Raw genomic sequence first — 23,012 nt, 5'->3', positions numbered from 1 at the left:
AAGAGCAAATAATTTGCAGAATAAAATTGTATCTTCTACAAAACTAAAAATTATCAACCAATAAAAAATTTTTCGAAGCACATGAACTTTCCATTTTTTGGTTTTGCCTGAAACACTGCATATTTAAATGGTTTCAGTACCCCAATATTAATTCTCTCTATATAGGCATAAAAATTACTGATTAATATAATTTGTGCGTTATTCAAATCAATTCTACATTTGTATCGTTACAAAAACAAAGAAAAATAAACTTTAAAATAAATTCTAAGATGCAAACTTTAATCGGAAAAAAAGCTCCATCATTTCAGGCTAGCGCTGTAGTAAACGGAAATCAAATTGTTGAAGGATTTTCTTTAGATCAATTCGTAGGAAAGCAAGAAGTAGTATTCTTTTTCTACCCTCTTGATTTTACTTTTGTTTGTCCAACTGAGTTAATCGCATTCCAAGACAAATTAGCTGAATTCGAAAAAAGAAATGTAGCAGTAGTAGGTTGTTCTGTTGATTCAGAATTCTCACACTTTGCTTGGTTAAATACTCCAAGAAACAAAGGTGGTATTGAAGGTGTAACTTACCCACTTGTTGCTGACTTATCAAAAACAATTTCAGAAAACTTCGGCGTATTGGCTTCTGAGTATGATTATGATACTGAAGGAAATGCTGTTTCGACTGGTGCTCCTGTTGCTTACCGAGGATTATTCCTTATCGACAAGCAAGGTGTTGTTCGCCACTCTGTAATTAACGACCTTCCATTGGGACGTAACGTTGATGAAGCAATCCGTATGGTTGATGCACTGCACCACTTCGAGGAAAACGGTGAAGTATGTCCTGCAAACTGGAACAAAGGTGAAGAGGCTATGAAAGCTACTGCTGCTGGTGTTGCAGAATACTTAAGCAAGAACTAAGAATAAAAAAACAAAATTAATCTCTATACCACTTAGGTGGATAAAATCAAAAAATACAATATCATGAAAATTAACACTTATCAAGATATCACCACTATCGAAGGTGAAGCAAAAAAAGATTATATCGATAGACACTCAGCTTTTATTCACTGTGATGAATCAGCAAAAAAAGGTGAAAAATTCAAAGTAAAAGTAAAAATTGGTGATGCTTATGCTCATCCAGATGATTTCGATCACTATGTAGCATGGGTTCAATTATGGGATGGTGAGAAAATGTTAACTCAAGCTAACTTCTCTTCAGGAGTACTTGGTGGCGAAGCAAACCAAACCGAAGTTGATTTTTACGTGGTTCCTTCTCGTAAAATGAAATTAACTGCAACTGCTTTCTGTACAAAACACGGATTATGGCATTCAGATGAGAAACTAGTTGAAGTTTCAGAATAACAATTTCATAGATTTGTAAAAAGGGAAACCGTTTGGTTTCCCTTTTCTTTTTTTATTCTTTTTGATCTTTCTTTCCTTTTAAATATTTATCCAAGAAAGTCACAATTTGTCCATATCCCTTGATTTCATTCTCCTTCTTGCGGAAACCATGACCTTCATCCGGGAAAACGATGTATTCCACAGGAACATTGTTTTTCTTCACCGCATCAACAATTTCGTCCGATTCCACCTGAAGAACACGAACATCATTTGCTCCTTGAAGCACCATTAATGGTTTGGTTACCTTATCAGCAAAAAATAGTGGCGATTTGTTATACAAGGCAACAGAATCTTGCGTAGTAGGATCACCCATTTCAGCATATAAAGCTTTTCTAAATGACTCCCAGTATGGAGGTATTGATTTTAGTGTTCTCAACCAGTTGGTTACTCCAAAAATATTTACTCCAACCTTAAACTCTTCTGGTGTATAAGTAAGCGCAGCCATAGTCATATATCCACCATACGATCCACCAATAATACCAATCTTATCAGGATCAACAACGCCAGTATTAATTAAGAATTTCTTTCCCCAAATGCAATCTTTCAAATCCACATCGCCATGCTTTTTATCGTCCATAGCATAGAATTTCTTTCCATAACCACTACTTCCACGGTTATTTACAGCCAAAACAGCATAACCCTGATTTACCATATATTGAATTAACGAAAAATATCCAACACGCGATTGTCCACCAGGACCACCATGTACCCAAACCAAAGCAGGTACTTTATGATCGGCACTTGCAACTTTTGGTTGATAGTAAATTGCAGGAATTGGGAGGCCATCAAATGATTCGTAACGAACTACTTCGGCTTCAACAAGATTTGCCGGATCAATTTCAGGATTTAACGTATTGGTAAGCTTTCTGGCTTCTGTATCTCCCATATCAAATACATAAATATTATTTGGAGATACCGATGTTCCAACAACCAATCTACCTCTTTGTTCGTCTTTGGTTAAGCTAATCGATTTGATATCGGCACCAGGAATTTTAGGCAATTGAACTTCTTTTCCTGTTGCAATTTCAACCACTTTAATATTGGTTTTGCCATCCTCATTGATACCTATAATTCTATAAGTTTCATTATAACTGTGATAAGCATACCAAACATCCCAATTGGTTTTATAAACTAAACTTTTCTCTCCAGTTTCAATATTATACTTGTTTAGATATACAAAATCAGAATCTTCATTACACAAATAATACAAGTAATTATTATCTAAACTGAAGAATTGTGGATTATAGCTTGCATCTCCATGATGCTCTGAAATATGTGTACGCTTGCCTGTATTTCTATCGTACAAATACATCTCATTATTTGTAGTAGTCAGACTTTGTGTTAGTGCCAGGTATCTGTTATTCTTACTTTTTGCTTCAACATCAAAACCATCATTGTTGGTGTAAATTAACTTATGATTTGGATTACCATTAAGAACTGATTCAACACTTACCTGGTACAAATCCATAAACTTGGGATTGCGCTTGTTTGATTGATAAAAGAAAGATTTTTCATCACGATCCCATCCCCAAAAACTTGCTTTGGCATTCTCGAAAGGTGTGAGATCTGTAATATTTCCTTCTTCGTCTCTCATGTAAATATGATTGTTTTCATTCCCTCCCTGATCAGCCGAAAACAACACCATATCGCTATTAGGGAAATAGGAAATGGCAAAGTAAGACTCCTTTTCGGAGGAAGTTAATTGTTTTTGAGGTGAGCCATCAACAGGGATTTCGAAGAGGTTATAGATCCCTGTTTCGTTACTGCTTACCAATAACTTCGATTTATCAGAAGAAAATGATCCTCCGCTTACACTAATATTTTTGTAGAATTGTTCGATACTGTAAGATGGTACAGTAATCTTTTCTTTTGCTGACTCACAAGATACAAGAGCAACAACAAAAATCAATAAAATCAGATAATTACGTTTCATATTTTTTAAATGAAGGTTAGAAATACTTTTAGAATTAAGTATTGAGAGTGGTGTCAGTTATAAATTTATAACATTGTATTGGCTTTACAAAATATTTATATCCTGTTCAAATCATTTAATTCTGTTCAAGAATTAGCTTTTGCAACCAATCAATTCAATTCAAAAGCTCTATATTTGCCCAATCTTTTTAAAAATGATATTTGAGACTAATAGTATGAAAGAATCTGTTGTTATTTTGTGTGGTGGAGGTCCAGCACCAGGAATTAATACTGTAATTAGTAGCGTTGGTAAAGTGTTTTTAAGAAATGGTTACCGAGTTATTGGTTTACACGAAGGTTATAAAGGTCTTTTCTCTGAAGATCGTAAAATGGAGGAACTAGACTTTGTAACTCTTGATGCAATTTTCACCAAAGGTGGTTCGCACCTTAAGATGAGTCGTTTTAAGCCAAAAGACAGCGATTTTTCAACCAAATTCTTTATTGATAACAACGTAAAACTATTGGTTACTGTTGGTGGCGACGATACCGCTTCTACAGCAAACAGAATCAGCAAATTTTTAGCTGATAACAATGTAAACATTTCAAACATTCACGTACCAAAAACCATCGATAACGATCTTCCACTGCCAGAAGGAACCCCTACATTCGGATTCCACTCGGCAAAAGACGAAGGTGTTAAGATCGCAACAACAGTTTATGAAGATGCCAGAACTTCTCAAAACTGGTTCGTTTTGGCAGCTATGGGGCGTGAAGCGGGTCACTTGGCATTCGGAATTGGTGCTGCATGTCATTTCCCAATGATTATTATCCCTGAGATGTTCAACAAAACTGCTATCTCTGCAGAGAAGATTGCTCAATTGGTGATCTCATCTATCATCAAACGTAGAATTTTAGGATTGAACTATGGTGCTGCCGTAATTAGTGAGGGTGTTTTCCACTTTATGAGCGACGAAGAAATTGAAAGTACAGGTGTGAACTTTACTTATGATGCTCACGGTCACCCTGAGTTGTTCAACGTAAGTAAATCTCACGTATTTAACATGTTGATTCAGCGCAAGATCAAATCTTACGGACTAAACATTGGAACTCGTCCGGTAGAATTAGGTTTCGGTTTGCGTTGTTGTCGTCCTATCGGATTCGACTTGAGTCTTTGTACTCTTCTTGGTGATGGTGTTTACAGCTTGTTCAAGCAAGGTCACTCGAAATGTATGGTGACTGTTGATCCTAAAGGTGATGTTGCTCCACTTTTCTTGAAAGATGTTGAAGATGAAAACGGAAAAGTGAAGCCTCGTTTGGTGGATGTGAACAGCGAAAAAGTGCAAAATATAATGAATTACAACTTGCATTATCTAACTGAGGAAGATATGGAAGCGGCTAAGGAGTATCTTCCAGATCCAGAAAATTACATTTTCAAAAAGATTTTGAACTGGAATTAAATCAATGAACAATTGGTAATGAGTAATTAATAATTGTAAGGATATAACAAAGGCAGTTTGAGTAATTCAACTGCCTTTGTTCTTATAATTATATGCCAATCAAAGGTTAAAATAACTGTATTAATTAGACAATGATGAACCTTATCACTTTTCAAGCTGTGTTTTTCCCTTCTAGGGAAAAGGGTGAAATAAGAATCATATAATTAAAAATACACCCTTCTGGCTGTTGCCATCTTCCCTAGAAGGGAAGAATTCCTAAATAAACCTTTCTATTGCTTTTCAAGTATTAAATGAACGACTCTCGTCGAAGTAACACTCTGCGTTCTTCCCGTATAAATTCTTTGCGAACTCTGCGTGAAATTTTACTGTTCCCTTATTTGATAAAAAACACCTCTCTCCTGTTCCACTTTTTCGAATCCTTTAAGGCTGGCCAAATTTCCCAGACAACGATCAATTTCTTCTTCACACAGTCCAAGCATTGTAATTAAATCTTCAACCGTACATGGTCTGCGAGATATGGTTTCTTTAATTGCGGTTTCGGTATCCGATCGAAATTGAGTTTGTGTAGACTGCTTGGCTTTTGCAATGATTCTCACATTATCCAATTGCCACAAATCCATTACCGCTTGCAACTCTTCCTGGCTAGCTCCGCGAAGATTGGCCACAGTACCCGGACGATCCAGAGTATTTAGCTGAACGATATCAGGCTTAATCTTCAAAATAATTTCCTTTAAGGCCAACAATTCCTCCTTACTGTCGTTATAGTTTGGCAAAATGAATACTTCCAGCCAGATTTCGCCTTTAAACTCAGCACTAAAATCAATCATCCCCTGAATGTAAGCTTCAAAATTGATCTCTTTGTGTGGACGGTTTATTTTTCTGAATACAGGCTCTGTTGCTGCATCTAATGATGGAAGAATCAAATCTGCTTTGTTTAGCGCTTCTCTTACCTTCTTATCGTGTAAAAGGGTTCCGTTGGTGATTACACACACCGGAATATTTGCCTCATTCTGCTTTACAAAGGCAATGATCTCTTCCAAATTGGCATTTAAGGTTGGCTCACCCGATGCCGTTATGGTCACATAATCAGGAGCCTGATTGTGTTCCAAATAATGGCTCAACTCTTCCTTAATTTTATCTGCAGAGATATAATCTTCTGGTTGAACCGACAATTGCGTTGTTCTTCCAACTTCGCAATACACACAATCAATTGAGCACACTTTTTTGGGCACCAAATCAACCCCCAAAGACATACCCAAACGCCTCGATGGTATTGGCCCAAACAAATATTTATACATTCTTTCCTTTGTCATCTTTCGCTAAACTTACAGTTCTCTTTCGAACCGTGATTTTACATAGCAAACCTAATGAAATATATTAGAAACTAATTAAAATTATCCTTCAGAATTTAAACATTACCTTAGGATTTTCTCTCTTTCGACAAAATTTCTATTTTTGCATGACACACCTATCAAATTCTAACGGACAATTCGTAAATTTTAAGTAATTAACCATCGGGAATATCCGATTAAACGCACGAATATGTCTGAAAATAATGTAAATGCTTATTTACTTCTTACTTGTCCCGATCAGAATGGGATTGTAGCTAAAATTACCCAGTTCATTTACCAAAGTGGCGGCAATATTATTGCCTTGGACGAACATGTAAATCAAAATCAGGAATTCTTTTCATTTCGTGTGGTTTGGAACATGAAAAACTCAATTATTCCTGCTTCGGAATTGCATGCAGCTTTCGAGCCGCTAGCCAATGAGTTTAAGGCACACTGGAGAATCGAGTTTTCGGGACAGAAACAACGTGTGGCCATTTTTGTATCGAAATATGATCATTGCTTACAAGAGATTTTATGGAGATACAATATGAACGAGTATGAGATTGAAATTCCATTGATCATCTCCAACCATCCCGATTTGCAACACATTGCCGATGCTCATAACATTCCTTACCATGTATTCCCAATTACAAAGGAAAATAAACAAGAACAGGAAGCCAAAGAGATTGCACTTTTGAAAGAGCATGATATCGATTTGGTAATATTGGCTCGTTACATGCAGGTATTATCACCAGCTTTTATCGGAGCCTATCGCAATAAGATAATAAATATTCACCACTCTTTCCTTCCTGGATTTGTGGGCGGAAATCCATACAAACAGGCCTACGAACGCGGTGTTAAAATGATTGGCGCAACCAGCCATTTCGTGACAGAAGATTTGGACGAGGGACCGATTATAGAGCAAGATATCATGCGCATTACGCACAAGGATACCATTCCAGACTTAATTCGTAAAGGTCGCGATTTGGAACGTATTGTACTGGCTCGAGCGCTTAGCTACAAAGCAGAGCATCGTATTATTGTGGATGGTACCAGGACGATTGTTTTTGGGTAAAATTACCTCACCCTAACCCTCTCCTCAAGGAGAGGGAATTTGAATTACCAAGTTTTATGGATGGTAAATTACTTGTGGATACACTTGCTGGTTCGAGTTTGCAACTCGGACCTTATGCAAATTTCTGCTCCTGTGAATTTGAAATTCACAGGTTTCGAGTTTTGGATTTCCAATCCTCGAATATAGAATTGTAAATTCTTTACACCACGAGCCCTGATTACAAATCAGGACTAGCGAGATTTTTAAAGATTATACCGAATCCAAATATTCCATCTGATAACAAAGAATAAAATCCCAGCAAGAAAAAAACCAAGAGCAATATATAGAGAAATCCAGTCTTTTTCTTTTTGAATGGTGTTTCGGGTGCTTAGAACATTAAATCCCTCAACACTTACATGGTAGACGCATATCTTTTCATCTGCTTGAAGTTCGTTCAATTTCGATTTAGGAACAAGTACTCTTACATTACAGCCTGGATAAACCATACCTACGAACTCACCAATTCCAAAATAATCTAGGTGATTTGCTGCAACTTGAAAAGTGCATGCGTATTCCTGTAACTTGAAATAGTACATTCTTGTACTTTTTGCAGCATGGATAAAGGAATGCGAGCTATAGCGGCCTTCTACCTTTTCCAATTCATTTACTGACTCAATTCTTTCTTCAGAAAAATATGCATACATGAACAAAGAAGCACCCATCCACAATATGGTTGTAGCAACAAAATATTTTTTATCAAAGAAGAGAGAAAGAAGTTTCCAAAAACTCATTTATTTGATTTTTTATATGGACATAAGTCAGATTGATACCCTCACTCAGAGTGAGAGCATCAAATAAATTATTCTTCCAGCACAAAAGTCTGACTACACATCACCTCGCCTTCATGGATGATCTCAAAAATCCATTCGCCCAATTGCATTTCCCAATCGAACTCGAAGGTGTAGAAGTCGAAACCTAACTCGTCGCTGTATTCGTCTTTTTCCTCAGTGGTTTCGATAAATGCTTCATTGGTTTCGGGATTCACCAATTTGGGATGTCTGATTCTACATACAAAATCAACACGCTCTGCAATTTCAGAACCTGTTTCGAAGCGATAGCTGATTCCAAAACTCAAGCCTTTTTCAGGGTAAATAATATGCGTTCTTTCCTGAAACTCCATATCGTCGGAATGCAAAAAGTAGCCTGTTGAACTGCCAGGCACATATTCTTTCTTTGTCTTCCCTATGGCTTTACAAATTCCGTAATCAACTATTTTTATTTTCATGCTTATTGTCTTTATTGATACTGCCTTTCTTCCCCTGAGGGTATCACTTCAAGTGATGCTCTCAGTTTATTAGAAAAGAAGTCTACAAATGATTGATACCCTCAATTGAATTGAGAGCATCAAAACTACAGCTTTTTTTATAGTCTACTCTTCGCTGGTTCGAGTTTGTAACTCGGACCATATAAAAATTCCACATACTCTGCTAAATACAGAACAATTTTATCCACAAGTTACAGACTTGCGGCAGTTAGCAGCAAATTTCTGCTCCTGTGAATTTCCAATTCACAGGTTTCGAGTTTTGGATTTCCAATCCGCAAAAATCGAATTTAAAAATTCTTTACACCACGAGCCCTGATTACAAATCAGGGCTAGCAAGGTGCATCAAAACTACCGTTTTTTTAGTGGTTGAAAAAATCACAAACCTTACTAAATACAGTATCAAAATCGTTGGTGAGTTCCTGTGATGGCTTGCCATTGGAAGGAAATGGATTTTCATGGGTATATTCTCTGTCAAAATCCAACTCATCAACTTTTATATCAATATCATGGTAAGCTCCCTTTAAAGTATTCATTACTTCGTAGGAAGGAATTACAACATCTTTTTTTAGTGTGATTGCATAAATTTGATTTTCATATTTTTTAAACAACTCCTCTCTAAAGCATCTCATTTTCTGGTAATCCAACATCGCATAAAATATTTTCCCTTCCAAATGATCTTCCTCTATATAATGATTTAGCAAGTGGTCTTTTTGTAGTATTTTTTCAAAATGCTCAACTAAAAATGAATACAAGGCAACATTAGCTTCACTATCAAGAATAAACTTAGACACCGGAGATAAACGATTAAAGGTAGCACCACTGCAAAACAGACATACCTTTGTATTGGCGAAGTAATTCTTGTGATTGCTAAATTTTAAGATTTGAGCCAGAAAACCTCCTATTGAATAGGCAAAAATATCAAACTCAAAATCTTTGCTGATAAAATCATGCTTGCCTTCTTTGCACTCTTCAATAAACTGGATAATATCATAATAGGTTTGCAAGCCTGACCAAATAAAACGTTGTGGCATTGAATGCAATCGCATACTTATGGCAACATTCGACAGCGTAGAATTCACCACATTAGGATATCTCTTTTTTCGCTCCTCGCTTAACTTGTACATGCCTCTTTTGTTACTCCAATGTTTTGGTGCTCGCTGCATGTGAAAAGCAATTGGAAATAATATTACGCTGCTTCCTGTACCTTCACAAATCGATTCGGCCCAAGGCAGGTATTTATCCCAGTCTTTCTCGTTAAATCCATGAAAAAGAAACACTACTTTTTTGGTAGATTCTACTCCTGCAGGCTTTATAATATGATACTTAAAAAATCGATTTTCTTCAATGGAAATATCCTTAATGTGAACATTGTCGTTAATGGTTCCGACCTCTGTATAAAAAGGCGATTCATGTTTTAGATCCTTATGATGAGATACACAATGGTAGTCGAAAACTCCAGGAAGTATTTTATAGGATAAGGATTCAAATTCGCACTCTTTCAACTCTGTTTTATTATTCATAACTCCTTAATTTTAGAATACTAACTAATTTTATTGCTTCTTTATTGCCGTTTATGTAAGATATTTTAGATCTCGAAAAGGATTCACTCTCAGATCATGAAACAAAACGCTTCCGCTATCAAGAGATGCTATGATTTCCTAAACATTAATGAGGCAATTTTATTCTCTCACAAATTCTAACATGATGGCGTTTAGAGAACCTATGTCCTTCTCACTTTTCATGTACTTATCTATTTTTGTGTTTCCCATATTTTGAATTCTATATTCAGGTAGTTCTTTTTTAAACATGAGATATACAAATGTATCTACTATTCTTTCTTTTACACCATGTGAAAGCTTGTGATTTTGAACAATAGAATATTCCATTCCGATATGAGTGATTTCATGAATTATGGTATTCGCAGGCCTTTCGTAATTCATAAACTTTCCCTCTTTATTCGTCAGCAAAGTAATAGTTCCTTCATCAGGAGAATAGCTACCTCCCGTGCCATACAATGTGAAAATAACTTTGTACTTATCAAACATTTTAAATTCCCAATCCCATTGACTTTTCTTAGAATCTATCTCATTAATCAGATTGTTCATAAGGTCAATCTGACTTTCAACTTTTTCTATCGCTTGCTTATAGTTCTTCTGGTTGAAGACTTTGGTTTCGACAAACGTATAAATTGCAGGAAAGTCTTCATTTCCAAAAGTTCCCTTTTTAGATTTCACTACCAACGAATCGATGAATGAGTCTGTTGGAAGATGAATGGTATATCCTTGCTTTTCAAAAAAAGCAATATCATTTATTGTTCTCCAAATTGAAGTTGCTTCTTGTTTTATTGTAGGTTGAGTAATTTCAATTCGAGATTTTGATGTTTGTGATTTACAATTCAAGCTGCTTATCGAAACCGCAACAACAAGTAATAATTTGAATAGTTTCATTTCGTTATAATTTGCCGCAAACTTAGGATACCCCACCCCGTTGCTTTATTTCATTAATAAAAAATTGGTTTATCCTACTATTTAAGAATAAACCAATCTTTATCTAAAGATTCTAAATCCTTGCTGGTCCGAGTTTTCAACTCAAACCATGTACAAGATCACTATATCCTGCCAAATGAAAAACACGAGCAAAACACTCGTGTTTTCAATATTTTTCATGCTTTTTTATAAGCCTTCAAGCAATAACAATCCTTTGCTTGTGCCAATCCATTTTTTGTTTTCTGAGTCGACCACCAAAGCATTTACACCAACAACCGGGTGATTATCATATCTTAAATTGATCCAGTTTGTACCATCAAAACAAGAAACTCCAGCAACTGTTCCAACCCATATATTATTGTTCTTATCAAATGCGATGCTTGATATTTCTCCTTCAATAATTCCACTATTGGAACTTGTGTAAGATACCCAATTGACACCATCGAATTTGAGCAATCCCAAGTTTGTTCCAAACCATTTCGTTCCATTCTTATCGACCGAAACCAAGTAAGCAAAATCCACTAAATCATTATTTGTATTCCCACTGGTGTAGGATATCCATTTATCATCTTTAAGCGATGATATCCCTTTTGATGTAACAAACCAATTGGCCCCTTCGCTATCCTTAGCTATTGATAGAACATTGTTATAAATTAGTCCATCATTTGAGTTGTAATTTTCCCAATTCATTCCATCGAATTTAGAAATTCCTGTTCCCATAAAAGTTTCACGACTAGAATGACTAAACCATATTTCTTGATTGGAGTTACTATAAATGGATACTATTTCATCATCTGTTAAACCAGAATTGCTCATATCATATTCCTTCCATTCTCTGCCATCATATCGATAAGCACCATTCCCACTTGTTCCTAGCCAAACATCATTGTTCTTTGTAACAGCAATTGTATTTGGATTTACATCTTTTAAATACATTGTAGCAATGGAACCATTAAATTTTGAGAGATGCTTTCCACAAAACCATAAAGCATCTTCCGAATCAATAGCCATATGGTTGATTTGATTCTCCACTAGACCTTTGTATTTTTCAAACGCAGTCCATTTTACAACATTTACTTCACATTGAACGGAAGTGTTACTTTCTTTATCAGTAACCGTAATGCTTGTTGTACCTGGACTGATGCCTAACAACTCTCCATTCTGATCCACTTTTGCAATGGTCTCATCATCCGATTTCCAAACAAAATCTTTGTTACTGGCATCTAATGGTTTTGCTTCGGCTGTAATGTTTGCCGTAGAATCTACGATCAAAACCAATGAGGTTTCTGATAATTCTATTCCGGTTACAGAAATGAAATTTGAATCATTACTGCATGACAATCCGAATATGGCTAAAACCAAAATCAAACTGTAATTCAACACTCTAGTATACATATGATTTATTGTTTTATTAAAAGTAAAATTATTCTTTTCCTATTTGTTTCAATTTTGCACGCCAGGTTTTTATTTGAACTTCAACTTCCTCATTAAACACATCAATCATTATTTTGTCTCCTCGTTAAAAAACCACCTATCAAATCTCAAAAGTAAATTAAATATACAAAATTCCCTTACAGCAACCTAATTCATTTAAAACATATCAAAACAAATCAAAATTTATATATTAACATATCTCACCAATATTTCAAGTAACACCAATATCAACATATTCCAATATAAAAATCAGTAAAAAGATGAATTGAATGTAGTTTGCACACAAAATAATGAGCAAATGAGTTGTGGCCTTTATTTTGTACAAATAGAAGCTTAATGATCGATATGGGTGCCTATTTTGTACAAATCTGGGCGTTTTAATCGTTGAAATTTGGAATTTTGTACAAATTTATCGTTCAGTACCCATAATGATCAAAATTTTGTGCAAATCTGGGATCAAAGATCGATCTTGGGGAACATTTCGTGCAATTTTAGAGCTGAAATTCAATAATTAGGAATATATCGTACAAAATTCTTCTCAAAGGTAAATAAAGACGATGATTTGGTGCAAAATTGGATTTTACATCCATATTGGCTCATTATTTTGTACAAAAGAATCATCAAATCCATCTGGAAGGGAAATTTTGTGTTTCATTTTTCACCCAACTCATTTTGATGAATATTTTGTCACAAAATCATCGCAAAATCAATAACGGCGGTATTTGGAGGACAAAATGATCATTAGATTCATATTTATCTTAAATCATATGCAAAAACCAATGAAGTTATAATTATTAGTTCAGTTGATCAAGACATTTTTACTTTATTTTACTTATCATACATTTTTAACAGTTATTAACATTCGTTACTGAATTATATTTCCTAAATTTTGTTTGATTTTAGCCCTAAACACAAAAAACTTAAAAAAATGTCTACAACTATTTATTATTACTGCAGTGGTGATGAGATCAATAGTATCGGCAAAACCATTGAAACAGAAGGTGCGAAAATTGATACCAGCGATGATGCTCTGCTTACCCAAATTCTTGCAGAAGAGAAAAAAGAACGATTGGTATTGGAAAACAGCATCAAATACAGTAAAAGAGGCTCTATTAGCGCTAAATTAAAGGAATTGGACGATATTTTCGACCATGACTTTACCTGCATGAAAGGCTTTATTACTGCCAACAGAAATATGGGTAATGAAGAAATTGCCACAAATGCCAACGAAATTTGGGATTTAATGGGCAAATACAATCGCCAGCTTCATACACTAAGTTTCGAAGGACAATTTACAAATGCCAATATCCTGTTCTCAAAATTTGAAGAGCCAGAAATGAAGGCCAAACTTGAGAAATTGGTTGGTGTGAACGACTGCTTTGTAAAGGCTAAGGCATCCCTAAAAAATGCTGAGACTTGCTACGAAGAGTTGAACGCCCAAGAGTCGCAAATGGTGGATGTGATTGCTCCATCGAGTCAAAAGAACATTCTTCGCAACATCATCAACGAAAAGTTGTTGCCGCATTTGAACAACTGGAATATGGTACAGCCTGATAAGTATGGTGCTTTATTGGATGCCATCGAACGAAGAATTGAAGATGTAAACGCCAAGGCGCGTGCTCGCAAAACTCGCAATGCCAAAGAAAGCGATGAGGATACTACAAGCGAAGATTAATTTCATTTTTATAAATTTTAAGGGCTATAATGGGACATACTGCTGTGTGTCCCTTTTTTGTGTTCTTACCTCACCCTACCCCTCTCCTGAAGGAGTTAATCTTTATGCACAAATATGAAATAGCAATACTAATTAGCATCAGATGATTTTTGAGTAGTATTATCAAGTATAGTTTTTCCCTTAAAAGTGAAAATGCCTACAGGCAAAAGGGTGAAGTAATAAAAAATAAAGCAAAAGCACCCCTCTGGCTGTCGCCATCTCCCCTAAAATGGGAGAATTTGGAAATTAAGGGATTGTTCATCTAATTCTCTATACATTTTATTAAAATGACAATTGTGTTTAAAGATAACAACCATCTAAAGTAGAAGGCATGTGGAAATGCTGTGTGCAGAATCCCTAGACTTGAGCTTTAACCCAAGCAATCCCCATTATTAATTACTCATTGTTAATTGCCAATTATTCATTGTTCATTGTCCTTCGTGCCAGGCGATGACAAAAATCTTGCTTTTCATTTCCCGAGTGTCCTTTTATCCAGTTGAACTCCATCAGTTTCCCTTTGCAAAGTTCATTCACCTCTTTCCAGAGTTTTGCAAATTGAACATCGCGACCAAAGGCGGTTTGCCAATTGTTGTGTTGCCAAAAATGCACCCATTGCACCAAGCCACGAATTACAAAACGACTATCGGTGTTGATCTGTATTTTCTCTACCGTTTTTAAGCGCTGTAATCCATCCTGTATGGCAAGTAGCTCCATCATATTGCTACTTCCCCCCTTAATCATCCGGGAGTAGATTTGCTGGGTACCATCAGGATCTATGGTAAATCCGCCATAGGCCGACTGATTGAATTCCGATGAGTGTGATCCATCGGCATATATCTTATGAATGCCACTCATTTCCGTATTACTGGTGGTTATTTTCAGATTCTTCTTTCGCCTGTCAACCCTGATGTATGTATTGAAATCAGCCTCTTCTAAAAATCGGAAATCTTCCATAAATACACAATTGATAGACTGATTGGGCTTCAACTTTCCTTTAATTCCTGAGCGTATCACCTTCTCAAACTGAAATTGTAGCTTGCGAATGGTTGCTGCTAAATTCGATTCCTCTTCAAATTCGATCTCTCCCTTTTCGGGAGAATAAATCAAACGAATGTTTTCATTCTCATCGGAAAGGAAACATTCAACCCGATCTTCTTTTATGGATTTAACCTGTAGCTTGATTTTTATTACTTCCAATTTGAATCCTTTTTCTGCAATTTAAGCTTTAAGATTAATATAGCTTGTGTTTAGGTTGACATTTATGGTCTTTTTATAAATTAAGACTGCAAGTCTTACAGCAATAGCAAAGGGCATTGCCCTTTGACTAGATAGATTACATTTTTTCTAGCCCTGAAAGGGCGTAAGCTTACGCCCTTTCAGGGCTTCTATTCTCATATTAACTCCAAAGTAGGGCCTTGCCCTACTCTATTGCTAACGCCTCTTCGAGGCTAAATAAATTTTAGTTTATCATACTATGGAAAATGTACCAAGTTCATGATATAAAAAAGCCATCCCCACAATGGAGATGGCTATATTTTACGCTGTCAGGGACAGATTTATATTTTACCAGATTACTGCACGTTGTTCTTCGGTGCGGTACAATGGATCTGTTTCAGCAATTTCGAATGCTTCGTAGAATTCAGGAATGTTGAACAATCCACCATTTACACGGTATTTACCTGGTGAGTGAACATCTTCCTTAATCAATTTTCTTAGGTACTTATCGCGTGTGTTACCTCTCCAAACTTTTGAGTAAGCCAGGAAGAAACGTTGCATGTTAGTGAAACCTTCGATATCAGCTGGCTGATCACCGTTTAAAGCCATTTTATAAGCTTCCAAAGCAACAGTTAATCCACCGTAATCAGCAATGTTTTCGCCAAGAGTTAGCTTACCATCAACATGAAGATCATCAAACGCATAGAATCCGTTGAATTGCTCAACCAATTTCTCTGCTCTTGCGTTAAACTTCTCAGTATCCTCTGCGGTCCACCAGTCTCTCATGTTACCATCTTTGTCGAATCTACGACCTGAATCATCAAAACCGTGAGTCATTTCGTGACCAATTACAACACCAATAGCTCCGTAGTTTACTGCATCATCACCATCCATATAGAAGAATGGAGGCTGAAGAATCGCAGCTGGGAATACCACTTCGTTCAACATTGGGTGGTAGTATGCATTTACAGTTTGTGGAGTCATGCCCCATTTTTCGGTATCAACAGGCTGACCTAATTTTGCAATGTTTTTAGCATCGTAAAATTTTGCAGCTCTCCACAAGTTTTGGATGTAAGAATCTGTGCTAACTTCTAATTTTGAGTAATCTTCCCATTTGTTTGGATAACCAATCTTCACACCAAAAGCATCCAATTTAGCCAATGCCTGTGTTCTTGTTGAATCGCTCATCCATTCTAACTTTTCGATTCTTCCGCGCAAAGCAATTTTCAAGTTATTTACCAACTTGTCCATTCTTTCCTTCGCTTCTGGTGGGAAATATTTTGCAACGTACAATTGACCAACAGCTTCGCCCAACACGCTACCTGTAGCATCCGACATACGTCTCCAACGTGGTTGCTGTTCTGTAGCACCAGTTAAAACAGTACCGTAAAAAGCAAAGTTTTGCTTCTCTAATTCGGTACCAACCGAACCTGCAGCATCATCCAATACTTTCCATTTTAGGTACAATTTGATGTCATCCATTTTCTCTTCAGCCAACATTTGGTTCAATTCTGCCATGTATCTTGGGTGAGTCGTAATAACATACTCTTTGATATCAGCACCTCTTTCTTTAAAATAGCTTGCCCAATCGAAGTTTGGATATTCCTTCATCAATGTTTCAACCGACTTAGGATTGTACATTGCAGGATAGTTTCTATTTTCTAAACGAGTATTGAATTTTGCAGCCATGCGAGTTTCAAACTTCATGATTCTCTCGGCATTTTTTACAGCAACATCAGCATCTTCGCCAATTAATTCGAACATTTTGGCAACGTGCTTCACAAACTCTGCACGTATGTTCAGGTTGGTTTCGTTATCTACCACATAGTAATCGCGATCAGATAATGACAGGCCACCTTCTGACAAATACATGCGGTTTGCCTCAGTGTTTTTCATATCCTGCTCCACACCAGCACCAAATAATGCACCAATGCCCATTTGGTGTAAGTGAACCAATTCTTTACGAAGATCTGTTGCATTCTCCAAACTTGCAATTCTTTCGAATTCTGGCAACAATGGCTTGATACCAATTTCGTCAATCTTCTTCACATCCATTGCAGTTGCATAGAAATCTTTAATCTTTTTCAGATTACTTCCTTCTTCTGCATTTTCAGTTTTTGCTGCATCTTCCAACAAAGTGTGAACAGCTTCATTAGCTTTTTCACCAAGGATATCAAAAGCTCCGTAGCGACTTCTGTCTGCTGGAATTGGAGTATTTTTCATCCAGGTTCCATTCGCGTATTCAAAGAAATCCTCACCTGGCTTAACAGATAAGTTCATGTCCTCTTTTTTGATCACACCAATGCCTTTTTGTGCTTGCTGCGAACATGCAATTGTAATAGCAAGAGCGGCTCCCAAGCCTAATGCTCCCCATGCTAATTTTTTCATGTTTATTTTTTTTAGAATTAGTTTTTGATTCTTGGTTTTCTTTAAACTGCCGAATTTATAAAAATTCCGAACAATACATCTATTTTTTCGATAAGCAGAACAAATCTCGGGATAAGACCCTTTGCTTATCTTCTGCGAAAGCAATATGGTTTGAATAGAAAAACTAATATGAAAGGATGATGGCTATTTTTGATTATCGAAATTGTAGGTCAATTTTAACATTACCGATGGTTTATTACGATAATGATCCTCAAAAATAAAATTGTCTCCTTGGGTTGTGTTCTTGTATTTTATGCTATTGAATACATTGTTCACCGATAGTAATATTTGCCACTGATCGTCCTTTATTGATTTTTTTAAGGCCATGTTTGAAAAAATATAGGCTTCTCGTTCCGATTGTGCAGAAACATGCGGACTCTTGTATTTCACATCCCATTTAAAGGTAAAATTCTCTGGCAGTGTAATAATATTATTCAGTCTGGAATCCACTTTGAATTGTTCCTCTCTTGAATTCTGATTTTCATAGTCCACATTCAATCGATAATGATACATACTTGTCGACAGATTTATATTCCACCAGGAAAACAGATCTACACCAGCCATAAATTCACAACCCAGACTCAAAGAGTTACCAATATTACCTTTCGAAGAAATACTTACATTTTCCGATTCCAATCGATAATAATTCTGTATTACATCAGAGGATTCATGCGCAAATAATTCAACTCCAATAAAATCTTTGTTCCATGATTTTTTATAATTCAATTCAAACGAATTGGAGTAAGATGGCATTAGGTTTTCGTTTCCTTCAACATAAGAGTAGCTATCTTCGTATGTCCTAAAGGGAGCTAAAGGCCAATAATTTGGTCTCTTGATACGTCGCGAATAACTAACTCCAATTTGATGCTCGTCAGTAAAATTGTATAAGAAATGAGCACTTGGAAATAAATCCCAAAAATCTTTGTTAGACGGTTGTTTAATTCTCTCTCCCTCTTGATTGGTATACTCGTAATCCAATTGTCGGTCGGTCCATTCTACTCGGGTACCCAATTTATATTCAAACTTGCCAATTTTACTTTTAAATGTAACAAATCCAGCATAAATATCTCTCTTGTACACCACCTCCTGATCTATCGGATCATTTGGGAAAGGAATTAACATATCGTTCGAATCGTATGTACCATTTTCTACAGTCATTTTAGGTATGTGATCTGTATCCACCTGTCCACCTATTTCAAAGGAAGAGTTTTCACTCAACTTATTCGCATAACACAACTTTAGACTTACAAAAGTTTCGTTACTTTCCGTATCATTTGTACCTATTCTTTCAACTCTATCAGCGTAAGTTTTCGTGTCAATTGCTTCCCCAATGTACTTATGCAAGTAGGTAGAATAATCAGCATAAAAAGACAATAAATGATCTCTGTTTTTTGTGAAACTGTGCTCATATTCAAATGTTGCTCCCAGGTATTGATAATCACTTTTGTTTCTATTCTTCAAATCGTACTCTTCATATTTGATTTCATTTCCATCCTGTAAAGTTTGCTCCACAAAATGTCCTCTTGCTTCGTGATCATTACCCAATAATAGTGGGTTAACATTAAGATTAAAATCGATACAGTCTTTGTCCGTAACGTCATAATTGAAACCAAATTCTACGTATCCATTGGTTCCTGATTGTTTTCGATCTTCTCGGTAATCGACTAGAAATTGTTGATCTCCATAATTGTTGATCTTGCTACCATCGATCTCAACGTCACTCCAATACTGTTTACTGGCATTACCATTAATGTACCATCCTCCTTTTTCCGATTGCTTATCAATGGATAATGAAAAACGTTTGGTTTCGTTGGTAGAAAATTGAGCACTTGTTGTAATCGCATATCCCTCCAAACGATTCTTCTTCAAGATAATTTGAATAATGCCAGCTGTTCCTTCAGCGTCATACTTTGCAGATGGATTTGTAATTACCTCAATTTTATCAATTTTCGATGCATCTAATTGTTGCATTTTCTCCAGCCCATTTTTTACCGGATGTCCATTAATAAAAACCTTAAACGTTCCATCACCACGATAGGTTAACTCCCCTTCAAAACCAACTTCTAAAGATGGAACATTCTCCAATAGATCCAAAGCTACACTTGCTTCAGGAAAACTGGAGGCATTAATCACCTTACGATCTACCTTATAACTAACAGGAGATTTAACCGCTTTAACCGTAATCTCATTTAGATTTTCACTTAATACTTTAAGTTTTATATCCCCAATATTTCTTGTACCCTTATAAACATTCACATCCTTAAACTCAACAGATTGGTAGCCAATAAAACTTACCATCAAATTGTACTTTCCCCTTTTTATCTTTTCAATTTCAAAAACTCCATTATCATTTGATATTGCTCCCAATAAAATGGTAGAATCACTTAATGAAGTTAAAATGGCATTGGCGTATGGAAGTGGAATTGAGTTCTGTTCATCGATTATTTTTCCGGTTATTTTACAATTTTGTGCTTGAATATTTTGCAATAACAGAAGGAAAAATATCAGTAAAATCTTGTATTTCATTTCTTTTCTTTTGCGTTAATTATTTTTAGGGATGTAAACCATACGAAATTGTCTATTTCTTATCTTTTTCTCATATTTGACAAATCATTGGCCTAATATTTTATGTAATATTAAAAACAAGACGAATAGATTATTCAAAAAGTTACAGGCTAGATTAAAAAACATAATTTGACTCTCTAAATATTCATAATATGCATGGTACTGATGGGACAAGAGGAAGAGTAATTTTAGGAATGAGCGGAGGAACAGACTCTTCGGTAACTGCAATGATGTTGCAAGATCAGGGCTATGAAGTAATTGGAGTGTCACTTTGGTTTTACTCCAACAATCATTCTTATGATGAAAATGACAAGTATCCTGATTTTATTTTGGATGCTCAAAAGCTTGCCCATAAACTTGGTCTGGAACATCATGTAATTGATGCCCGTAGAGAATTTAGAGATACTATCATTCAGTTCTTTTTAGATGAGTACTTGGCGGGTCGTACACCTAGTCCTTGCATACAGTGCAATCCAAATTTGAAATGGAAGTTATTGCTTGAGAAGGCTGATGAATTGAATTGTGATCACATTGCCACCGGCCATTACATTGCCATTGAGAATGAGAACGGATTGTTCTACATCAACAAAGGGAAAGATCCTGCCAAAGACCAATCGTACTTTTTGTGGAATCTAAAACAAAATATTCTTTCCAGAACGCTAACACCACTTGGTAAATATACCAAACCTGAAGTGAGGGAAATTGCAAAATCTTACGGATTCGAAGAAGTTGCCAAAAAAAAGGAAAGTATGGGCGTTTGCTTTATGGATCGAAAAGATTACCGTGATTTTCTTCAGGAAATGATCCCTGATTTGAATGAAAAAATTGGACAAGGTAAGGCTGTGAATGTAAATGGTGAGGTATTGGGAACACACGATGGTTATCCTTACTACACCGTAGGCCAAAAGCGTGGTATTGAGCTGGAAGAAAAAACGGGTTTAATGGTCAGCCGAATTGATGCCGAGAACAACACCTTAATTCTAGAGAAAAAAGCCGATTTAAATAAGCTACAGCTTAAAATATCTGGCTACTATTTCCATAATATCGAGGATATCAAGCAAAACAATATTACCACAGTGGTAAGAGGTCTAGGCTTAAATCCTGATGGCTATTCGAAGATTACAATTTTGGACGATAATGAACTATTGGTGGATTTGGAAAACCCGGCTTGGGCTATGGCACCTGGGCAACCGGTAGCTTTTTACATTGGCAACAAACTTATTGGCGGTGGTTTTGCCGAATACAACGATTAATCACTATTTGTAAAGACGCAAGGCCTTGCGTCTCTGCAGTACTAACGATATTATAAATGACAGACGAAATCAATAAAACAGAACTAAACGAGGAATTGATTAAATTGATTCAAATGCGTATGCCTTTTGGAAAATACAAAGGTCGATACCTTATCGATTTGCCAGAACCTTATTTGGTATGGTTTCGCGAGAAAGGGTTTCCCCCAGGAAAATTGGGCGAAATGTTGGCATCCATGTATGAAATTAAATTGAATGGATTGGAAGGAATGTTGCGTCCGTTGTGCAAAAAATATCAATAGAATTATACCCTTAGAGACGCACGGCCGTGCGTCTCTGCAACCAGCACATTTAAATATTAACCTGCAAAGCCATCGATTTAAACAAACAATACACTTCGGTTCCTACATCCAGATTCATCTTTTGTTGAGAAGCCTGCGTAATAGACACAATTAAAAGGAATCCCACATCCACAAGGCAATAGGTTCTGTTTTCCTTTTTGATGATTTTAGTAATTTTTCCTTTCAGTTGATTGCGAATAGAAATGTCGGTTATTTCATTCAAGGTAATCGCTATGTCTTCAGGTCGTAAAGAGACATATAACTCATCTCCCACTTTACAGCAATCGTTGATTAACTCACGCTCCACATGAATTTCATGACTGGCATCGCGATTGATTAATTGGGTTAAGCCATTCTCAACATCGTGCGATTCTACCTTAAATGGAATCACATTCATCAGGCCTGCTCCACGCATAATATCCAGCGATTTTTCCGACTGTATCAAATCAAAATAATTACCATGCCCTTCTACTCTACCATTGCGTAGTAAAAACAGTTTCTGCGTCAGACTAAGCAAATCAGGTAAATCATGGCTCACCACCAACATGGGAATACCCAGTTTTTTATTGATTCTAATCAGGTAAGGGATAATTTGTCTACGCAGGGCCACATCCAAAGAAGAGAAAGGCTCGTCCATTAAGAGTAATTTTGGAGCACTTAACAATGCTCTTCCAATAGCTACCCGTTGCTTTTCACCTCCTGATAAACTTTTGGGTCTTTTCTCCAGTAATTCACGTATTTCCAATAAATCCACTACCTCATCGAAATGAATAATTTGTTGAGCTTTATCGGCATAAACACTTCCAAACAACAGGTTCTTTCGCACTGTCATGTGAGGAAACAATCTTCCCTCCTGAAAAACGTATCCAATTCTTCTCTTTCGAGGTTTTACGAGTCTATTATTTTCTGTATCCAGCACCAGTTCATTACCAATCTCAATATGTCCTTCATCCGGATTTTCCAGTCCAGAAATCAAATGCATTAAAGTGGTTTTTCCAGATCCAGAAGGACCAAAAACCCCGGTAATTCCCTTCAAAAAATCAACCTCAACATCGAGAGAGAAATTTCCTTTTTGAATTTTTAATTTGGCCGATAATGCATGCATATTCAGTAATATA

At 36.1% G+C, this 23,012-nt stretch carries 18 protein-coding genes; 7 read left to right on the top strand and 11 right to left on the bottom strand.

Annotated features, from left to right (window positions below):
• Nucleotides 1–269 precede the first annotated feature (269 nt).
• Together ACKPCA_RS04290 and ACKPCA_RS04285 are read left to right on the top strand one after the other, a co-directional pair.
• Nucleotides 270–902: a peroxiredoxin gene (locus ACKPCA_RS04290; protein ID WP_054718082.1), complete on the top strand. Its 633-nt coding sequence runs from the start codon at nt 270–272 to the stop codon at nt 900–902.
• A 63-nt stretch (nt 903–965) separates the two neighbouring features.
• Nucleotides 966–1,346 (top strand): desulfoferrodoxin family protein, encoded by a 381-nt coding sequence (locus tag ACKPCA_RS04285; RefSeq protein ID WP_207784541.1) that lies wholly within the window; start codon nt 966–968, stop codon nt 1,344–1,346.
• A gap of 52 nt (nt 1,347–1,398) precedes the next feature.
• On the opposite strand, the gene ACKPCA_RS04280 is transcribed toward ACKPCA_RS04285, so the two are convergent.
• Complete coding sequence (locus ACKPCA_RS04280) at nt 1,399–3,318, bottom strand: S9 family peptidase (RefSeq protein ID WP_321281610.1); 1,920 nt, start codon at nt 3,316–3,318, stop codon at nt 1,399–1,401.
• Between the two features lie 193 nt (nt 3,319–3,511).
• Between ACKPCA_RS04280 and ACKPCA_RS04275 the strand changes: the two genes are divergently transcribed.
• Complete coding sequence (locus ACKPCA_RS04275) at nt 3,512–4,753, top strand: 6-phosphofructokinase (RefSeq protein ID WP_321281609.1); 1,242 nt, start codon at nt 3,512–3,514, stop codon at nt 4,751–4,753.
• Between the two features lie 362 nt (nt 4,754–5,115).
• On the opposite strand, the gene ACKPCA_RS04270 is transcribed toward ACKPCA_RS04275, so the two are convergent.
• On the bottom strand, nt 5,116–6,066 hold the full coding sequence (locus ACKPCA_RS04270) for a radical SAM protein (protein WP_321281608.1): 951 nt from the start codon (nt 6,064–6,066) through the stop codon (nt 5,116–5,118).
• Between the two features lie 229 nt (nt 6,067–6,295).
• On the opposite strand from ACKPCA_RS04270, the gene purU reads away from it, so the two are divergent.
• The gene (purU, locus tag ACKPCA_RS04265; protein WP_321281607.1) at nt 6,296–7,159 is read left to right on the top strand and encodes a formyltetrahydrofolate deformylase; all 864 of its coding nucleotides are present in this window, start codon (nt 6,296–6,298) and stop codon (nt 7,157–7,159) included.
• 242 nt (nt 7,160–7,401) lie between these two features.
• On the opposite strand, the gene ACKPCA_RS04260 is transcribed toward purU, so the two are convergent.
• The 5 genes from ACKPCA_RS04260 to ACKPCA_RS04240 all read right to left on the bottom strand — a co-directional run bounded on the left by ACKPCA_RS04260 (nt 7,402) and on the right by ACKPCA_RS04240 (nt 12,343).
• Nucleotides 7,402–7,929 (bottom strand): hypothetical protein, encoded by a 528-nt coding sequence (locus tag ACKPCA_RS04260; RefSeq protein ID WP_321281606.1) that lies wholly within the window; start codon nt 7,927–7,929, stop codon nt 7,402–7,404.
• 68 nt (nt 7,930–7,997) lie between these two features.
• On the bottom strand, nt 7,998–8,423 hold the full coding sequence (locus ACKPCA_RS04255) for a DUF3859 domain-containing protein (RefSeq protein WP_321281605.1): 426 nt from the start codon (nt 8,421–8,423) through the stop codon (nt 7,998–8,000).
• Between the two features lie 398 nt (nt 8,424–8,821).
• Nucleotides 8,822–9,982 (bottom strand): DUF6051 family protein, encoded by a 1,161-nt coding sequence (locus tag ACKPCA_RS04250; RefSeq protein ID WP_321281604.1) that lies wholly within the window; start codon nt 9,980–9,982, stop codon nt 8,822–8,824.
• 159 nt (nt 9,983–10,141) lie between these two features.
• Nucleotides 10,142–10,909 (bottom strand): hypothetical protein, encoded by a 768-nt coding sequence (locus tag ACKPCA_RS04245; RefSeq protein ID WP_321281603.1) that lies wholly within the window; start codon nt 10,907–10,909, stop codon nt 10,142–10,144.
• A gap of 225 nt (nt 10,910–11,134) precedes the next feature.
• Nucleotides 11,135–12,343 (bottom strand): two-component regulator propeller domain-containing protein, encoded by a 1,209-nt coding sequence (locus ACKPCA_RS04240; protein ID WP_321281602.1) that lies wholly within the window; start codon nt 12,341–12,343, stop codon nt 11,135–11,137.
• A 967-nt stretch (nt 12,344–13,310) separates the two neighbouring features.
• Between ACKPCA_RS04240 and ACKPCA_RS04235 the strand changes: the two genes are divergently transcribed.
• Nucleotides 13,311–14,057 carry a DUF6261 family protein gene (locus ACKPCA_RS04235; RefSeq protein WP_321281601.1) on the top strand — a complete coding sequence of 249 codons (747 nt, stop codon included), beginning with the start codon at nt 13,311–13,313 and terminating at the stop codon, nt 14,055–14,057.
• Between the two features lie 456 nt (nt 14,058–14,513).
• Here ACKPCA_RS04235 and ACKPCA_RS04230 read toward each other — a convergent pair whose 3' ends face one another.
• The 3 genes from ACKPCA_RS04230 to ACKPCA_RS04220 all read right to left on the bottom strand — a co-directional run bounded on the left by ACKPCA_RS04230 (nt 14,514) and on the right by ACKPCA_RS04220 (nt 20,264).
• On the bottom strand, nt 14,514–15,293 hold the full coding sequence (locus ACKPCA_RS04230; RefSeq protein ID WP_321281600.1) for an RNase H family protein: 780 nt from the start codon (nt 15,291–15,293) through the stop codon (nt 14,514–14,516).
• A 366-nt stretch (nt 15,294–15,659) separates the two neighbouring features.
• Nucleotides 15,660–17,699: a M13 family metallopeptidase gene (locus ACKPCA_RS04225; RefSeq protein ID WP_321281599.1), complete on the bottom strand. Its 2,040-nt coding sequence runs from the start codon at nt 17,697–17,699 to the stop codon at nt 15,660–15,662.
• A gap of 183 nt (nt 17,700–17,882) precedes the next feature.
• Entirely contained in the window at nt 17,883–20,264 is a 2,382-nt protein-coding gene (locus ACKPCA_RS04220) for a TonB-dependent receptor (protein ID WP_321281598.1), read from the bottom strand.
• 191 nt (nt 20,265–20,455) lie between these two features.
• Here ACKPCA_RS04220 and mnmA point away from each other — a divergent pair, with 191 nt between their 5' ends.
• Nucleotides 20,456–21,556, top strand: coding sequence for a tRNA 2-thiouridine(34) synthase MnmA (gene mnmA / locus ACKPCA_RS04215; RefSeq protein ID WP_321281597.1), 1,101 nt, complete (start codon nt 20,456–20,458; stop codon nt 21,554–21,556).
• A 56-nt stretch (nt 21,557–21,612) separates the two neighbouring features.
• Nucleotides 21,613–21,855: a DUF3820 family protein gene (locus ACKPCA_RS04210; protein ID WP_306741474.1), complete on the top strand. Its 243-nt coding sequence runs from the start codon at nt 21,613–21,615 to the stop codon at nt 21,853–21,855.
• A 49-nt stretch (nt 21,856–21,904) separates the two neighbouring features.
• On the opposite strand, the gene modC is transcribed toward ACKPCA_RS04210, so the two are convergent.
• Nucleotides 21,905–22,999 (bottom strand): molybdenum ABC transporter ATP-binding protein, encoded by a 1,095-nt coding sequence (modC, locus tag ACKPCA_RS04205; protein ID WP_321281596.1) that lies wholly within the window; start codon nt 22,997–22,999, stop codon nt 21,905–21,907.
• Between the last annotated feature and the right edge of the window lie 13 nt (nt 23,000–23,012).

The organism is Marinifilum fragile (assembly GCF_963677365.1).
Classification (GTDB): domain Bacteria; phylum Bacteroidota; class Bacteroidia; order Bacteroidales; family Marinifilaceae; genus Marinifilum; species Marinifilum fragile.
Note: the sequence above shows the minus strand (reverse complement) of the source record. Positions and strands in the feature narration are given on the sequence as shown.

Coding starts and splice junctions, on each gene's coding strand:
- mnmA (WP_321281597.1), top strand. CDS start 20,456: ATGCATGGTACTGATGGGACAAGAGGAAGAGTAATTTTAGGAATGAGC.
- ACKPCA_RS04220 (WP_321281598.1), bottom strand. CDS start 20,264: ATGAAATACAAGATTTTACTGATATTTTTCCTTCTGTTATTGCAAAAT.
- ACKPCA_RS04290 (WP_054718082.1), top strand. CDS start 270: ATGCAAACTTTAATCGGAAAAAAAGCTCCATCATTTCAGGCTAGCGCT.
- ACKPCA_RS04270 (WP_321281608.1), bottom strand. CDS start 6,066: ATGACAAAGGAAAGAATGTATAAATATTTGTTTGGGCCAATACCATCG.
- ACKPCA_RS04225 (WP_321281599.1), bottom strand. CDS start 17,699: ATGAAAAAATTAGCATGGGGAGCATTAGGCTTGGGAGCCGCTCTTGCT.
- modC (WP_321281596.1), bottom strand. CDS start 22,999: ATGCATGCATTATCGGCCAAATTAAAAATTCAAAAAGGAAATTTCTCT.
- ACKPCA_RS04245 (WP_321281603.1), bottom strand. CDS start 10,909: ATGAAACTATTCAAATTATTACTTGTTGTTGCGGTTTCGATAAGCAGC.
- ACKPCA_RS04250 (WP_321281604.1), bottom strand. CDS start 9,982: ATGAATAATAAAACAGAGTTGAAAGAGTGCGAATTTGAATCCTTATCC.
- ACKPCA_RS04260 (WP_321281606.1), bottom strand. CDS start 7,929: ATGAGTTTTTGGAAACTTCTTTCTCTCTTCTTTGATAAAAAATATTTT.
- ACKPCA_RS04280 (WP_321281610.1), bottom strand. CDS start 3,318: ATGAAACGTAATTATCTGATTTTATTGATTTTTGTTGTTGCTCTTGTA.
- ACKPCA_RS04255 (WP_321281605.1), bottom strand. CDS start 8,423: ATGAAAATAAAAATAGTTGATTACGGAATTTGTAAAGCCATAGGGAAG.
- ACKPCA_RS04285 (WP_207784541.1), top strand. CDS start 966: ATGAAAATTAACACTTATCAAGATATCACCACTATCGAAGGTGAAGCA.
- ACKPCA_RS04210 (WP_306741474.1), top strand. CDS start 21,613: ATGACAGACGAAATCAATAAAACAGAACTAAACGAGGAATTGATTAAA.
- purU (WP_321281607.1), top strand. CDS start 6,296: ATGTCTGAAAATAATGTAAATGCTTATTTACTTCTTACTTGTCCCGAT.
- ACKPCA_RS04275 (WP_321281609.1), top strand. CDS start 3,512: ATGATATTTGAGACTAATAGTATGAAAGAATCTGTTGTTATTTTGTGT.
- ACKPCA_RS04235 (WP_321281601.1), top strand. CDS start 13,311: ATGTCTACAACTATTTATTATTACTGCAGTGGTGATGAGATCAATAGT.
- ACKPCA_RS04240 (WP_321281602.1), bottom strand. CDS start 12,343: ATGTATACTAGAGTGTTGAATTACAGTTTGATTTTGGTTTTAGCCATA.